General features: G+C 41.6%; 13 protein-coding genes. 4 read left to right on the top strand and 9 right to left on the bottom strand.

All coding sequences use genetic code 11. The annotated features are described in order from the left end of the window. Nucleotides 1-37 precede the first annotated feature (37 nt). Together GVY04_03140 and GVY04_03135 are read right to left on the bottom strand one after the other, a co-directional pair. Nucleotides 38-1321 carry an aminotransferase class I/II-fold pyridoxal phosphate-dependent enzyme gene (locus GVY04_03140; protein NBD15156.1) on the bottom strand — a complete coding sequence of 428 codons (1284 nt, stop codon included), beginning with the start codon at nt 1319-1321 and terminating at the stop codon, nt 38-40. 139 nt (nt 1322-1460) lie between these two features. Further along, entirely contained in the window at nt 1461-2102 is a 642-nt protein-coding gene (locus tag GVY04_03135; GenBank protein NBD15155.1) for a phosphoribosylanthranilate isomerase, read from the bottom strand. A gap of 121 nt (nt 2103-2223) precedes the next feature. On the opposite strand from GVY04_03135, the gene psaK reads away from it, so the two are divergent. Next, entirely contained in the window at nt 2224-2496 is a 273-nt protein-coding gene (gene psaK / locus GVY04_03130; GenBank protein ID NBD15154.1) for a photosystem I reaction center subunit PsaK, read from the top strand. Nucleotides 2497-2639: 143 nt separating this feature from the next. Here the strand turns inward: psaK and GVY04_03125 are convergent, their stop codons facing one another. The 3 genes from GVY04_03125 to GVY04_03115 are packed head-to-tail and all read right to left on the bottom strand — an operon-like array spanning nt 2640 to nt 5005. Next, a complete protein-coding gene (locus GVY04_03125) occupies nt 2640-3590 on the bottom strand; it encodes a deacylase (protein ID NBD15153.1) in 951 nt (316 codons plus the stop codon). A gap of 60 nt (nt 3591-3650) precedes the next feature. Continuing rightward, nucleotides 3651-4556: a 30S ribosomal protein S6--L-glutamate ligase gene (rimK, locus tag GVY04_03120; protein NBD15152.1), complete on the bottom strand. Its 906-nt coding sequence runs from the start codon at nt 4554-4556 to the stop codon at nt 3651-3653. Continuing rightward, on the bottom strand, nt 4553-5005 hold the full coding sequence (locus tag GVY04_03115) for an ATP-dependent zinc protease (GenBank protein ID NBD15151.1): 453 nt from the start codon (nt 5003-5005) through the stop codon (nt 4553-4555). The genes rimK and GVY04_03115 overlap by 4 nt, the downstream gene beginning before the upstream one ends. Nucleotides 5006-5458: 453 nt before the next feature. Between GVY04_03115 and GVY04_03110 the strand changes: the two genes are divergently transcribed. The 3 genes from GVY04_03110 (at nt 5459) to GVY04_03100 (ending at nt 9899) form a co-directional block, all read left to right on the top strand. Next, entirely contained in the window at nt 5459-7027 is a 1569-nt protein-coding gene (locus GVY04_03110) for a sodium:proton antiporter (protein ID NBD15150.1), read from the top strand. Nucleotides 7028-7419: 392 nt separating this feature from the next. Then, nucleotides 7420-8646 (top strand): NAD(P)-dependent oxidoreductase, encoded by a 1227-nt coding sequence (locus GVY04_03105; protein ID NBD15149.1) that lies wholly within the window; start codon nt 7420-7422, stop codon nt 8644-8646. 128 nt (nt 8647-8774) lie between these two features. Beyond that, nucleotides 8775-9899 (top strand): glycosyltransferase, encoded by a 1125-nt coding sequence (locus GVY04_03100; protein NBD15148.1) that lies wholly within the window; start codon nt 8775-8777, stop codon nt 9897-9899. 51 nt (nt 9900-9950) lie between these two features. On the opposite strand, the gene GVY04_03095 is transcribed toward GVY04_03100, so the two are convergent. The 4 genes from GVY04_03095 to GVY04_03080 form a co-directional block, all read right to left on the bottom strand. Beyond that, nucleotides 9951-11000 (bottom strand): hypothetical protein, encoded by a 1050-nt coding sequence (locus GVY04_03095; GenBank protein ID NBD15147.1) that lies wholly within the window; start codon nt 10998-11000, stop codon nt 9951-9953. 11 nt (nt 11001-11011) lie between these two features. After that, a complete protein-coding gene (locus GVY04_03090; protein NBD15146.1) occupies nt 11012-12163 on the bottom strand; it encodes a glycosyltransferase in 1152 nt (383 codons plus the stop codon). 394 nt (nt 12164-12557) lie between these two features. After that, the gene (locus GVY04_03085) at nt 12558-13772 is read right to left on the bottom strand and encodes a glycosyltransferase (GenBank protein NBD15145.1); all 1215 of its coding nucleotides are present in this window, start codon (nt 13770-13772) and stop codon (nt 12558-12560) included. 15 nt (nt 13773-13787) lie between these two features. Next, the gene (locus GVY04_03080) at nt 13788-14996 is read right to left on the bottom strand and encodes a glycosyltransferase (protein NBD15144.1); all 1209 of its coding nucleotides are present in this window, start codon (nt 14994-14996) and stop codon (nt 13788-13790) included.

The following is a 14996-nucleotide window of genomic DNA, read 5'->3' as shown; positions in this document are numbered from 1 at the left end:
GAGCAATAGATAACAAGCTCGTGGATTTACTGGCTCACTAGACCATTGCCGGAACAGGTGCCTTTAAATGGGGATAGAGCGGGAATCGCTCACACAAAGCTGCTACCCGTTGAGTACAAGCTTGTTTCACTTGTTCATCTTCAGGGTTTTGTAAACGATCAGCGATGATATTGGCAATCTCAGCAAATTCTTCTGTTCCGAGACCGCGTGTCGTCATTGCTGGAGAACCGAGGCGCAAGCCACTGGTAACAAAAGGAGATTCGGGGTCAAAGGGAACGGTATTTTTGTTAGCTGTGATGTTGACGTCACTGACTAATTGGTCCGCTTGTTTTCCAGTGAGGTTGACTGAGCGCAGATCCACCAGCAGGAGATGATTGTCTGTACCGCCAGAAACAATTTTTAAGCCTCGCTTTTGTAATTGTTCTGCCATCGCTTGGGCATTGGCAATCACTTGTCCGGAATAAGCTTTAAATTCCGGTTTGAGGGCTTCACCAAATGCTACTGCTTTCCCAGCAATAACGTGCTCTAATGGCCCCCCTTGCGTCCCCGGAAATACCGATTTGTTTAATTTTTTGCCTAATTCAGGATCGCGCGTCAGAATTAAACCACCACGAGGACCACGAAGGGTTTTGTGAGTGGTTGTGGTAACAACATCACAGTGAGGGATGGGGTTCGGATGATGACCACTAGCAACTAAACCGGCAATATGAGCGATATCGGCTAAGAGATAAGCCCCTACTTCATCCGCGATCGCGCGGAATTTTTCAAAATTAATAATCCGCGGGTAAGCTGAGTAGCCACAGATAATTAATTTTGGACGCTCTTGGCGGGCGACTTCTAAAATGTGGTCATAGTCGAGTTGTTCGGTTTCTTGACTCACTCCATAATGAATCGCTTCAAACCATTTCCCGGAAACATTCACAGGGGAACCATGAGTCAGGTGTCCCCCGTGAGATAAGTCCATCCCCATGATTTTATCGCCGGGGTTGAGTAGGGTTAGAAAAACGGCAAAGTTTGCTTGCGCGCCGGAGTGAGGCTGAACATTGGCACTAGCGGCACCAAATAGTTCTTTTGCCCGGTCAATAGCAAGTTGTTCAATTTGATCAATAAATTCACACCCGCCATAGTAACGCTTTTTGGGCAGTCCTTCAGCATATTTATTGGTGAGAACAGACCCCTGGGCTGCCATAACAGCAGGAGAGGTAAAGTTTTCACTGGCAATTAGTTCGAGGTGTTCTCTTTGTCGTTGCAATTCTTTCTGCATCATACCCGAGACGGTCGGGTCGGTTTGGAGAAGAAAATCTAAATTTGTTTGCGTCACTGTTCTTTGAGTCCTATTGTGTAGTTCTCTACTTTGCTACTTTAACGTGATTCCCACTTTTCACTGATATGTTACAGCGAATGTAGCAAAAACGACAAATTGACCCAGAAGGATAAAGAGAATGACCAATGACCAATGACTAATGACTAATGACTAATGACTGCAATCTCTGGAATAATTCAGCGACTAACTCTAGATTTTTATCGCCCGGTAAATTCTCCACGCCGCTGGAAAGATCAATACCGTCTGGTTGAGCAACACTCAGGGCTTGTTGAATATTATGGGGAGTGAGTCCACCCGCGAGAAACCAAGGACGGGGCGGGTCAAAGTTTTGCAGATAATCCCAATTAAACGATTTTCCCGTTCCACCTAACTGTTGGGGGGCATAGGCATCGAGGAGAAAGGAATCAACAAAGTACGAATAATCTTTTGTTAGTGCTAAAGAGTCTGGTGTTTTAACTGCAATCGCTTTAATGATTTCAATATGCGGAAGTTGAGAACGGAGTTGTTGACAAAAAGCAGGGGATTCTTTCCCGTGGAGTTGGATAGTCGTAAAGTGAGTTTGTTCAACGACTGAACAAATTTCTGCGAGTTCAGTATTGGCAAAGACACCAATTGTCGTGGTTGGTGAGGGAAGATAAGGGATAATGGTAGCGATTTTTTCGGGAGAGAGGTAGCGGGGAGATTTTGGCACACAAATAAACCCGAGATCCGTTGCCCCAAGTTGCGCGATCGCGCGTCCTTGTTCTAAATTCGTAATCCCGCAAATTTTGACTCGCATTTGTTCAGAAATATGAATTAGTGTAAATAGATCGTTACTTCGGCAAGAAAAATTAGAGTTGCATTTAGAAATCTTCTTATAATGCCTTTAGTCTATAGCTTGGAGGAAAAAAAGATAACTGATGTTAACTTTACTGGCTGCTGTTCAATCTACCACACCGGCAACAATTGCTTGGGGTCCTTCCGTTGCAATGGTTATGATTATTTGTAATGTTTTTAGTATAGCGATTGGTCGTTTTGCCATTCAAAACTATGGGGGCGGTCCAGAACTTCCTTTCCCCAAACCAGCCATTCTAGAAGGGTTTGGCGTTCCTGAATTATTAGCAACCCTCAGTTTTGGTCATGTCTTAGGGGCAGGAGTGATTTTAGGCTTAGCCAATGCCGGTGCCCTTTAAGCATCACCCTCTGGTTGCGATTACATACTCACAATAATTGAGAGGGGGTGAGTGGGAGAAGGGGAGTCCAGGAAAACAAGATTATAGATGAGGTTGAATTGCCTTTTCATCCTGCTACTTTGTCACTCAATCACCCTCTCTCATTACTCAGAAGGATTGGCTGCTAAATGAATGATGCCATCCCCCTGATTGACTAAGGGATTTTGGGTCTGTCCAATCACTAATCCGGCTACAGGAGAGCGCACTTTCACGCCCTGCTTGCCAAAAGGGTTGGCGATTGTCGCGAGAATCTGTTTTTTCAGCACTGACTCGCCCAGACGGACTTGTAAACGTAAAATGCCCCCGCGAGAAGCACGCACCCACTTCGTTTTTTCAATTTCCACAGCAGTAAAAGCAGTTACCGGAGAAAATTGGGTCATTCCTAAAATATTCATCACGCCAAGAATACCGTTCGTACCCACACGAATCGCTTCAGGATCAAACCGTAACGCTTCTCCCCCTTCATACAATAGAATCGGAATTCCTTTTTTCGCTGCAGCTTGTCGTAAGGAACCATCGCGAGTTGTGGCATGAATCATGACTGGCGCACCAAAGGCTTTGGCACAACGGTAAGTCTCTGGATCTTTCAGGTTGGCACGAATTTGGGGGAAATTGGTGCGATGATCCGAAGCTGTGTGTAAATCAATGCCATGGGTACAGCGACTCACAATTTCCCGCATAAATAAATGAGCTAAACGAGAGGCCAGAGATCCTTCAGGAGAACCCGGAAAGCAGCGATTGAGATCGCGGCGATCCGGTAGATAGCGCGATTGTTCCAAAAAACCAAAGACATTGACAATGGGAACTGCAATCAGGGTTCCCCGTAAGGTTTGGGGGTTCACTTGTTCTAAGACTTGACGGATAATCTCTACCCCATTAACCTCATCCCCATGAATCGCTGCACTCAACCACAAGCAAGGTCCCGGTTCTACCCCATGTAAAATTGTCACCGGGAGAGAAAGCAGGGTGTGTGTAATCAACCGTGCCACTGGAATTTCCAGTTCACAACGTTTACCTGGAGTAATGGTTTCCCCAACAATTTTGATATCGGTCATTCTTAGTTAGTCATTAGTCATTGGTCATTGGTCATTAGGGAGTCACTAACTGATAACTGTTTAATAGGGAATGCGATCGCTGAGTTTATTGGGAACAGCATTTTTTTGGATAAATTCGATGATCTTTCCGGCAACATCAATCCCAGTAGCATTTTCAATCCCTTCTAAGCCGGGGGAAGAGTTGATTTCCATGACAACCGGACCATGATTGGAACGTAACAAATCAACCCCCGCCACTCGCAGCCCCATCGCTTTCACTGAACGCACGGCTGTACTCCGTTCTTCTGGGGTCAGTTTGACTTTCTCTGCTTTGCCCCCACGATGGAGATTGGAGCGAAATTCCCCTTCTGCCCCTTGACGCTTCATCGCTGCAATGACTTTTCCACCAACGACAAAGCAGCGAACATCAGCCCCTTTGGCTTCTTTAATATATTCTTGGACTAAAATATTGGCCTCTAAACCCCGGAATGCTTCGATCACTGATTTTGCGGCTTGATGAGTTTCGGCAAGCACAACCCCAATCCCTTGAGTTCCTTCTAGGAGTTTAATCACGAGGGGGGCACCACCAACCGTTTCAATTAAGCCATCAATATCTTGGGTAGCATGAGCAAACCCGGTTACGGGTAATCCAATCCCTTCCCGGGCCAGAATTTGTAAACAACGCAGTTTATCGCGCGATCGCGAAATGGCTTGGGATTCATTGGCACTAAACACTCCCATTAATTCAAATTGTCGAACCACTGCTGTGCCATAGAAGGTTCTAGACGCGCCAATTCTGGGAATAACTGCATCATATTCTTCTAATGGTTTTCCTTGATACACAACGCTTGGTTTATGGGAAGTAATATTCATGTAGCAGCGAAGATAATTAATGACCTGCACGTCATGGTCTCGTTGCGCCGCTGCTTCTTTGAGTCGGCGTGTGGAGTAAAGAGACCCATCTTGTGACAGAATTGCTATTTTCATCTTTTTTCTATGGCTTGACTTTGCAGATAAGACTGTCCTGGATCAACAAAAAACTGATTTCGTACAGCTTGACGACCTAAAAGCATCCGAAAACCCATGACATCTCGATTGGTTAAGGTCAATTCAATTGACCATTTCCTCTCGCCCAATTCTACTACGGTCTCAACGACAGGACGTAATTGGGCAACCCCACCGGAGTTACGGACCTCTCGCATTTCCAGTAGTTTCGCTTCTGCTTCGATGCTCAATTGAGTGTTGTTTTGATAAGGATGTACCCAAAATCGGATCATCGCTTGTCCTTGCTGATCGTAATGCTCGATCGCGTAGGCATGCAAGGCAGAAGAGCGCGCGCCCGTATCAATTTTGGCTTTAATTTTTGGAATGTTAAGTTGGGGGAGAGCAATCACTTCACGCCAACCAATTAAGGGGAGTTGTCTGTATAAACTCATTTGTAATCTTTATCATCTCAGTTGAGTTTAAGTAATCATACTGTGATTATTATTGAGTCGTTTGGCAAAAAGTTTTTTTCAAAATTCGTAAAATTTGTTTTAATATTGTTCTAATAGTAGTGAGAGGCTGATCGAAATGATTTTGACTCTCCCTCTTATTCTCTCTTTTGTTAGGTGACAGAGCGCAGCTCTTGTTTTATGCTAGCGAAAGAGGGAACAAATGACTGGTTCAGTTGGAGACCAAACCGTCCTTAAACGTTGAGTTCTAACTGAAAATCTACCGTAAAAGCTTAACCTCCACTAAAAAAATGTTTAAGGGATGAATCATTTAAGCATCACATAAAATGATGTTTATTTCCCCTTAATTTTAACCAATTGCCAATTCTGAATTGTCAATTGTTATTTTTCATTTTTTCAATTCCCGTTCTTACTCCTCAACTCCATCCTGATATTATGGCACTCGAAAATGTAGTGGGCGAAGCTCCCTTACAGGAACATTTAAAGCAGTTTCTACTAGTTTTATCTGTTTCGTTGGCCGTCGCAACTTTATCTCGTTCTTTCCCACGTTTCCGCGATATTCCTTATACACTTCTTTTGGTGATTGTGGGGTTGATTTTAGCCTTACTGGATGTGCGCTTAATTAATGTTCCTCCTGAAGTAACGCTGTTTATTTTTCTCCCTCCCTTGTTATTGAAAACAGCCCTAGATTTGAATTGGTCACTCGTTAAACATGATATTAATATCGTTTTTCTTTGTGCAGTCATTGGGGTTTTCCTCACGATTACCGGGGTCACAATTACCCTGACTAGCTTCACGAATATTTCTCCTTTAATTGCTCTTTTAGCCGGAGCAAGCTTATCAGCAACTGCCCCAGCTCCCATTACGGCTTTATTTGGCAGATTAGGGGTCAATCAACGTTTAGTTGCTTTAACAGACGGAGAAAATTTGTTTAATGTTGCCATCGCGATCGGGGTATTTGTCTTACTAATGGATTTACCAACCGATTTAGATTTCACCCAAGTTGATCTGATTGCTTTGCTCAAAAATGTTGGGACTTTAGCCGGCATCGGTTTAATTATGGGTGGGATTATTGGACTGATTTTTTCTTATCTGATTCACCGCTCTGATTTAAGATTTTTAGGACGTTCATTACTCCTTGTTGCCTCATATGGAACCTATTTATTCACAGAAGAACTCGGTGGTTCCGGAGTAGTTGCTGTAATTGTCACTGGCTTGATTCTAGGCACTTTCGGTGTTTCAGAAATGAATCCTCATAAAAAACAAGTGCTTTCTGAGTTCTTAGCATTTGTTGCCTTTTTAGTGAATTCGATTGTTTTCTTACTCATTGGTGACAAAATTAATTTTAGTAACCTTGGTGCCAATATATATCCCATTGGCATTGCAATTGTGACGGTTGTTGCGATGCGCGCGATCGCGATTTATGGCACTAGCTATTTCGGTAATAAATTCGAGTATAGTAATATCAGTTTCGCTGAACAAACGGTTTTATGGTGGTCGGGGTTACGAGGGTCGATTTCAATCGCGCTTGCCTTAAGTGTTCCCATTGTTTTAGTGCAAAGTCAAACCCTAGAAGCTGTTGTCTTTGGTGTCGTTTTATTTACCCTTTTAGTGCAAGGCTTAAGTAGTAAATGGTTGCTCAAACAACTCGGATTTTTATATGAAGAACACCTGCAAGAAAAGTATCTTGAACTCATTGCCCGCACCGTTGCCCTCAAACAAATTCTGACTCATCTCAACGAGGAAGAAATGACCCAACGTTGGGAAGTTGATCCACGTTTCTATAAATATCGGGATTGTGTACAAGAGGAGTTGAAACGGCTTGAACAAGAAATTGAAGATTATGCCAAGAAAAATCCTTCCCTGAAGAAAGTGGCAAACGAGCAACTCAAACGAGAACTAATTGCAATGGAAACAGGGATCTATTCTGCGTTTGTCCAGAGTGGCTTCTTGAGCGATCCGCCGCCTTTATTATTACCAGATGTACTACAAGACCAAAACTAACCCTAGCACGGATTCCATCGCCTCAGCTTAAGAAAGGTCTTGCTTGATTGGTTCATCCAATCAGTATCTCAGATTTCCGCTCCTGGCACACAGTGATCGCACCTCAAAATGGTAAAACACGAGTGATCAGAGAGTATCTAAAACATTCTCTTAGTCCGTACACTTAAATAATGTATGTTAATTAACAAACATTGTCTGATCAAAACAGACACTAGGCTGTATAATTAAGTTATTTCCCCAATATGAGGAGTACCGCAAGGTAGAAAATACTTAAGTTTTTCTCGTCATTCGAGACTAATTAAGGCTTTTCAACCGTCGTATGGTCAGTGGTGAATCCTATACGATGATTACTCTGTTCATTGGGTTAGGTAAGGATAAGCTAATAAATAATAATGGGTAAAAAAATTGGAATCATTGGAACAGGGTTCATTGCCACTGGCATATTTCGTCTTTTGGAACAATCAACTGATTGGTCCGTGTCTAAGATTCTAACTCGTCGTCCCAAAGAAACACTCAAAAATTTTCCTCAAGAACGTTTAACACATGAGGTTGATGAGCTCATTGCGAATAGCGACCTAGTAGTTGAAGGCTCGGGAGATGTAATTTATGCAACAGCGGTTCTCGAAAAGGTCTTAGAAGAAGGTTTACCAGTAGTGACGATGAACTCTGAATTACAGCTGACTACTGGTAGTTATTTGGCAACTCTCGGTTACATAACAGAAGCTCATGGCGACCAACCTGGCTGTTTGGCTCAACTCAATCGTGAAGTTCGTTCTGCAGGATTTAATCCTTTAGTATATGGAAACATTAAAGGATTTCTCAACCTTAATCCCTCTCGTCAAGAAATGGAATATTGGTCAAAAAAACAAGGATTGCGATTGGATCAGACAGTTTCCTTTACTGATGGCTCAAAGCTGCAAATAGAACAAGCATTGGTTGCAAATGGCTTAGGAGCAGCAATAGCTTGTGATGGCATGCTAGGCTTGACTTTATCTTCTTTAGAAGAGAGTGATGAATTAGTAAGTAAAGCCCAGAAGTTTGCTCAACCCTTGAGCGATTATGTTCTTTATCAAGATTCACCACCAGGAGTTTTTATCCTAGCAGAAAGTAGAGAAGCGGATAGACAAGGTGATTATGGTCCCTTTGCTAAGTTGCGAACTAGAGAGGGATCTGCCTATGTTTTCCTTAAGCCCTTTCATTTATGTTATCTTGAAGTACCACGCACCATCACTGAAGTTTTTGCTGGGACTTCCCCTTTGCTCACCAATTCCCCAGCTCCAAAATATAATGTTGCTGCAATAGCCAAGCGGAAACTCTTACCTGGAGAATATATCGCTCGTGGATTAGGTAGTTTTGATGTCCGGGGTGAGGCAGTGAGCATTGCTGAACATCCAAATCATCTGCCATTGTGCTTGCTAGAAGATGCTACTGTTAAAACGGTGATTGATCCGGGTCAAATGCTTAGTTTCGCTGATGTAGAATTGCCGGAAACCCGAGCCCTCCAAATTTACAAGCAGATTAATCGGGGAAACCTCTTCAACCCTTTTTTTAATTCTAAAGATCTCAATCACCAGCATGACATCTTTACGAATTCAAAGCTAATTTATCTAGAGTCCTGAGAAGGTCGTCAACTCCGTTGAGGGTTGGTGATCAACTTTCCTTCTTGCGAGTCTATTAAGATTGATTAGAAAAGCAATTTTATACTTTAAAATTTTAATCAATTTACTGTTCATAGGGGAACTAGAAATTGCCTAATTATTACATTTTTAGCTTACGCTCTATTACTAAAATTCCTGCTCAGCGATGTCTCGTTGAATTTGAAGATGTTTTGTGCCATTCTTTAGAAGGAACACTAGTGCTACCGAAAATCGAAGGATCTCTCAAAAGTATCTCTAAATTATTTATAAGTAAAAATCAATTTAAGTCTTCGCTAAAAACAGAAATTCCTTTAAAAAAAAATGGTGAAGAACAAGTTCTCATTCTGGTGATGTTATCGATTGGCGAAGTGGGAAGAATTCTGGAAAGTATTGGCAACATAAAATCACAGTTTGATTTGATCATCGCTTATATTTTTGATGCGATTATTCCACTAAGCGAACGCTCAAAAAGTAGTTGGAAACGAAAAATATCCTGGCATGACCGAGCGATCTCATCTCTTAATCATCTGTTTATATCGGCATCAGGAGATCAAGAAACATATAAACAACTATACAATATACCGGTCTCAGTTATTCCCGTCGGTTGTGATGTTCTCAAATTGGGTTCTCAAAATACTGAGCGCTTTATTGATGTTATTGGTTATGGTCGTCAGAAAAAGGAACACACTCAAGTATTAGTTAATGCTTTTAACGATTTCCAGTCTCCAAGAATTTTTTATCATACTGACCATATGGAAATCAAAGCCATCAATGATTTCTATGCCCATAGTAAATTTTTCTGGAATCTTCTTACTCGTAGCACCATTGCTCTGGCTTATGATCCAATGAAAGTAAGCCGACAGCGAGAGATTCCCTTTTCTTTTCTCCCCACGCGTTGGTCTGAATGTTTAGCCGCAGGATGCATGGTAGTTGGTCAAAAACCAAGTTGTCCGGAAGCAGAAGAATTACTATTTTGGGAAGATGTAACGATAGAGATTCCTGACGAAGCTGAGGCGGTTGTTCCCTTTCTAGAAGCTTTACTTGCTGATCAAGAGCGGCTTCAAGCTGCTCATCGCCGTAATTATTCTTATGCTCTTGCCTATCATGACTGGCGTTCTCGCATTGCCCGTATGCTTGATCTTTTATCTTTACCCTATCCTAAAACACTTGAAAAAGAGCTAGAAAAGCTTGATTTTCAAAGAGATCTTGCTGGGAAGCCAGTTGGAGAGAAATGAAATTAGGATCATCATCGCTAATTTTATTCCACCAGCAGCGTACCATTTAATCTACAGCGGTAATTCAAGCCGTAAGGTTTTATCTGAAGGCTTTTGCCAACCTTCTGTGCCACCGTTGGTAATAATAATGTCGCGGTCTATTACTGAAGCAGCAGGTGCATAGAGTGCCTGTGGCAATTTACCAAGATCCTCCCAACGATCGCGCTTGGGATCATAAGCAATAACATCATCTAACCATGGTTTGTTAGAGGATGAATTTGACTCTAAAATTTGTTTGACTTTTCCGATCGCGCGGCGAAAATAATAGGCAAGAAGCGTTTTTTCATAACGCGATCTAGCATTGGGTGAGTTGTTTCTTCCCCCAATGCAAATAATTTTGCCCTGATACACAAAAGTACCGGGTTCACAGTGAGACCGTCTTCTTGGAAGCGGCGCAACTTCCTCCCAGCGATCAGCTTGTGGATCGAAGCGATGAACATAATCGAGATCAGGATTTGGCGCAATTGTTCCCGGATATCCAGGAACATCGTGACCAAAGTGACCGCCAATTGCATAAATGTAATCTTCAATCACTGATGTGGCGGCATGAGTACGTGCAAAGGGAATAGGTGCTTGGCGTTCCCAACGGGTGGGATAATCGACATTTAAAATCCAGTGGTCATCAAAATTAGTAGAGCGATCTCCACCCACGCCACCGCAATAGTGCAAGTAACGACCCACTAATGCCAGACAGCCAGATGCCCGAACCTTCGGTAAGGGAGGACCAGTTTCCCAACAATCATCCGCGACGTCATAGCGAAAGGAGGCAGCAACACCAGATCCTGGATGCTGTCCGACAAAACCGCCAACCAACCAGATGTATCGGTCATCTACAACAGCAGCCGTCACGTGAGAGATGTCTACAGGAGCATCTTTGCACTTTGTCCAGAGATTAGTCTTTGGATCATAAGCCAGAGTCGATTTGGTAGCAATTAAGTTTGGTTCCATATGTCCACCAATAACAAACATTTTGTTACGGACAACTGCAACCCCACTTTCAAATCTCGCAATCGGGGAGGTTGCTCCGAGTTGGAACGGTAATTGATTGTCTCTACTTTTCATTTTGCAAATAACTATCCATAGATAACGTCAGAAATAGCTGATACAGTCTGTTGTGACCAAGCATCCCAATTAAGTGTATTCTCATAACGATCGCGAGCCCCCTTTTTGAGAGACTGATATTGTTGAGGGTTAGTCCACATTTTCTCAATCAAGTTAGCATAATCGTCGATCTCGGAACTCTCTGCTAAGAGAAAACCGCTAACCCCATGCTTAACACAGCTAGAAACCCCACCTGTATCTTTAGCAATCACTGGAACGCCATTAGCTGCTGCTTCGGCATAGATTGCGCCAAAAGTTTCTTGATGACTTGGCATCAAGAGAAAAGCAGATTGTCGCCAGAGATTAATATATCTTTCTAAATCTTCGGGGATCTGCTTGTTTAAAAACGGAATTACTGTCAGTTTTTCATGAGTGACTTTCGGATCGCACCCAACGACCACTAAATTAGCATCGATACCACGGTTAATCAGTTCTAGCATTGTGGCAAAGGCAATAGGACCCCCTTTACGTTCCCATTGTCTACCAATAAATAACAACTGACATGAACTGGAATCAGTGGGTTTAAATATCTCTTCAACCGATGGTGCAGTACTTAAGTTAGCACCATAGGGAATCACTCTTATCTTCTCAGGACTGATGCCATAGTCTTCAATAGCAGAATTGGCAGCCCATTGAGAAGGAAACGTACAAATTTTTGCGTGATTTAGAGCTCCTGCTGTGTTCTGATTCCCCATGTTTCGACAAAATTTCCACATTGGCGAGTAGGTTGGGTAATAATCGGCAATGGCTGCAAATGTGGTATCTGAATGGTGAACTAAAGGAACTTTGTTTTGTAAGTGAGCGGCTAAAGGATCAATCGTTATCGCTAATAAAACATCAATATCGTGACTCTCAATCAGCTGTTCTACTTTTCTTGCTTTATGCTCAAGAATATAAGGGATTTGTCCTGGTATGTACTTCTTTTTGAATAAACGATAGCTCCATCGGTGAACAAAACAGCCAGTTTTCGACCACTCTAAAGAACCGGCTGGAAGATAAGTTAGTTTTTTAACGTATTTTTTGAGTGCTTGAGTCATAAAGTGAGGAACACCTGACCAAGTCCGTATGTCCTCGGGATTTCCTGCTGCTAGGATCCCCAAATGGATCGGCAAAATTTCGCTCATTATCTCCCTTCTCTTTTTAATGAATTTAAGCTATGTTTCAAATCTCCTTTCACAAGGTTTAAACTAAGTAATTATGCTGGGGCAGGAGTTATAGTTCCCTAGTTGCAATTCGGAAATACCTGCTTACGCTACGTAAGCCACCGGGAGTGAGATGCCTTGGTTTAAACATCTGACTCTGGCTACTGAACACTATTCTTAACCACTTGTGTTCACTTAGGTCGAAGAGCGGTAGGGGATGATAGCTAAATAATATAAATTCTCAATTGCTTTTGTCAATCGTGTCTTGCTCAGTTTCTCCATAATGAGTGATGCCTGGAGTCAATTTAAGGGATTGACAAGAGGATTACTTTCGCTACAGTCGTTGCTAAAAAATAAAAAAGTAGCCTTTTATAAATTAATAGTAAGATTTAAATAAGTTAGCTAATTTTTTTGCTTCTTTTTGAATAGAGTGGAGTTGTTTAACATCAGCTGCTCCTGTTTTGCCCATTGTTTCTAAATATTGGTTATGGCAAGGAAAGTGCAAAAGCATTTCTAATCGTTCAATTAAAGCTTCTACTGAACCTGCAGGCACTAACCAACCTGATTCACCTTCTTTGACTAATTCGGGAATTCCTGCAATGTAGGTGCTAATAACAGGACGAGATAAGGCTAACGCTTCCATTAAAACAACAGGTAATCCTTCAGCGAAACTAGGTAAAACCATCACATGAGATGCTATGATTTTCTCTCGAACGGCTGTGCTTGTCGCCCACCCGGTAATTTCTACATACTTTTGTAAATTCAAGTCTTTAATTTTTCTTTCGATAGCAGGGCGCAGTTCTCCATCGCCAACTAGAGTAATTTGGCAGCAGTAGCCTTTCAAGATTAAGTAGTGTAAAGCATCTAAAAGTAAAAGGTGTCCTTTTTGAGGAGTTAAGCGTCCCACACAAATTAATCTGATTTCCTCACGATTAGGAATTGAAATGAAAGGTTGCTCTAAAAAATCATCTGATAAACCACAGCGAATAACATGAATTTTAGACCATTGTTGCGGATCGCACCAACGAAAAAGCTGACTACGACCAAAGTTACTAATTGCAATGACAAACGCTGCATTCTTGATTTTTGTGGGCAGCGCGATCCCGCTAACTTTGTCAAACTCTTCCGGTCCATGTACTGTAAAGCTATACTTAGGTCCCCCTAACCAATAGCACATCATGGCAACGGTAGTGGAATTGGTACCAAAATGGCAATGAACTAACTTTACCTCCGTATTTTTTAACCATTGGAACAAAACACAAGCTTCTGTTAAATAAATCAAGTGAATCAGTAAACCCCGTTCTGAGCGCCAACCGATTGCTATAGTATTTTTTAGTGCAAAGATAAATCGTTTACTACGAGTGAACAAGACAAATAATAAACTATTCAAGAGAACAATAATGCCTGCTTGTAAGATATAATGAGTTTTTTGTAATTCTTCTTGATCGGCAGCATCAACTAATTCTTCTGCACAGTCACGAACAGCAAATCGTAACACCTCCCAGCCTAGTTTTTCTAAGGTTTGAATTTCCCGTCGAATAAAACTGTGGCTCACTTTTGGATATTGATTGACTAAATATGCAATCTGCATCACTACCAAATTAAATTATTGATTCAAGTTAATGTCTCGTTCAGTCTTGACCCATTTTTTCTGGGGACGAATCAAAAATAAAAAATAGAGAGGAACTTTCCAAAGCAGATATAAAGGAATGGTCAGTAATGTTTTCAAAGAAACTTGTTTTCGCCCAAATTTATACCAAGCAATAAAAATAGATAGAAATAACAATCCACCACTCATCAACTGTACAGTTAGACCCCACCACTTATCTAAGTACACACTACTCACAATTCCAATTACTGTCATTCCCAACCATAAAAGAACCAGTAATGATAAGGGAGGAATCGCTAATTCTAATGCCAAGGCAAGTAAATCAATTCGTTGTTGCTTCAAGCTTTCTTTGATCAGTCGTGGCACCTGTTCTAATATTGTTTGAAGATGACCATGTTCCCAACGTGTTCTTTGAGTGGTTGCAGCATTGTTTGTACTCGGTAAACGACCGATTACTTTAGCTTCAGGGGCGAGTAAAGGAGGGTATCCCGCGATCGCAAGATCAATTCCTAACTTCATATCCTCTACAATATTACCGCTTGCTAAGGAAATACCTTGTAAAACTGACCAAGGAAAAGCCATTCCCGTCCCGGTTAACAAACAAGGTAATTGCCAGTAATTTAATCCTTTTGGACGCACCCAATTTTTCACCATAAAAGCAAACCCAGAAATAGCATCTCTGGGAGTTGAACTAGAGGGTTGTTCCATCAAATAGACTGCTTGAATTGGACGTTGTTTTTCAGTAGCTTCTTTAGCAAGAATCTTTAAATGTTGTGGAGACAGAATACAATCTGCATCCAGCACTATCACTACTGATGGGGGAGATGCCGCTAGATAAGCTAACCCATAGTCCAGAGCGTAGCCTTTTCCTCGTTCTTCTGAACTATTTCGTTCTAAAACAGTAATTCCCATTTGTTGAGCTATTAATGCCGTGTTATCATTACAGTTATCAGCAATTGAAATAATTGTTTTAGGATTTTTTACTGCTTTTAACAGCTCATTAACGGTAGTTTTAATTGATAATTCTTCATTATGAGCAGGGATGAGAATAGCAATATCATCTTCGTCAAATTTTATTGAATTATTTATTTTTATTTTTCCATGAACAGGCAAAGCCGCACTAAGGCATTCTACAAATAATACAAAAATAGGAATTGATAGAAAAAATTCTTCTGCTATAGTAACCGAATAAATAAGGGTTTCCAT

The sequence above is a fragment of the Cyanobacteria bacterium GSL.Bin1 genome, from assembly GCA_009909085.1.
GTDB lineage: Bacteria > Cyanobacteriota > Cyanobacteriia > Cyanobacteriales > Rubidibacteraceae > Halothece.
The sequence above is the reverse complement of the archived record's forward strand: the minus strand, read 5'-3'. Positions and strand labels throughout refer to the sequence as shown.

Coding starts and splice junctions, on each gene's coding strand:
- GVY04_03135 (NBD15155.1), bottom strand. CDS start 2,102: ATGCGAGTCAAAATTTGCGGGATTACGAATTTAGAACAAGGACGCGCG.
- GVY04_03080 (NBD15144.1), bottom strand. CDS start 14,996: ATGGAAACCCTTATTTATTCGGTTACTATAGCAGAAGAATTTTTTCTA.
- GVY04_03095 (NBD15147.1), bottom strand. CDS start 11,000: ATGAAAAGTAGAGACAATCAATTACCGTTCCAACTCGGAGCAACCTCC.
- GVY04_03110 (NBD15150.1), top strand. CDS start 5,459: ATGGCACTCGAAAATGTAGTGGGCGAAGCTCCCTTACAGGAACATTTA.
- GVY04_03105 (NBD15149.1), top strand. CDS start 7,420: ATGGGTAAAAAAATTGGAATCATTGGAACAGGGTTCATTGCCACTGGC.
- GVY04_03115 (NBD15151.1), bottom strand. CDS start 5,005: ATGAGTTTATACAGACAACTCCCCTTAATTGGTTGGCGTGAAGTGATT.
- rimK (NBD15152.1), bottom strand. CDS start 4,556: ATGAAAATAGCAATTCTGTCACAAGATGGGTCTCTTTACTCCACACGC.
- GVY04_03125 (NBD15153.1), bottom strand. CDS start 3,590: ATGACCGATATCAAAATTGTTGGGGAAACCATTACTCCAGGTAAACGT.
- psaK (NBD15154.1), top strand. CDS start 2,224: ATGTTAACTTTACTGGCTGCTGTTCAATCTACCACACCGGCAACAATT.
- GVY04_03090 (NBD15146.1), bottom strand. CDS start 12,163: ATGAGCGAAATTTTGCCGATCCATTTGGGGATCCTAGCAGCAGGAAAT.
- GVY04_03085 (NBD15145.1), bottom strand. CDS start 13,772: ATGCAGATTGCATATTTAGTCAATCAATATCCAAAAGTGAGCCACAGT.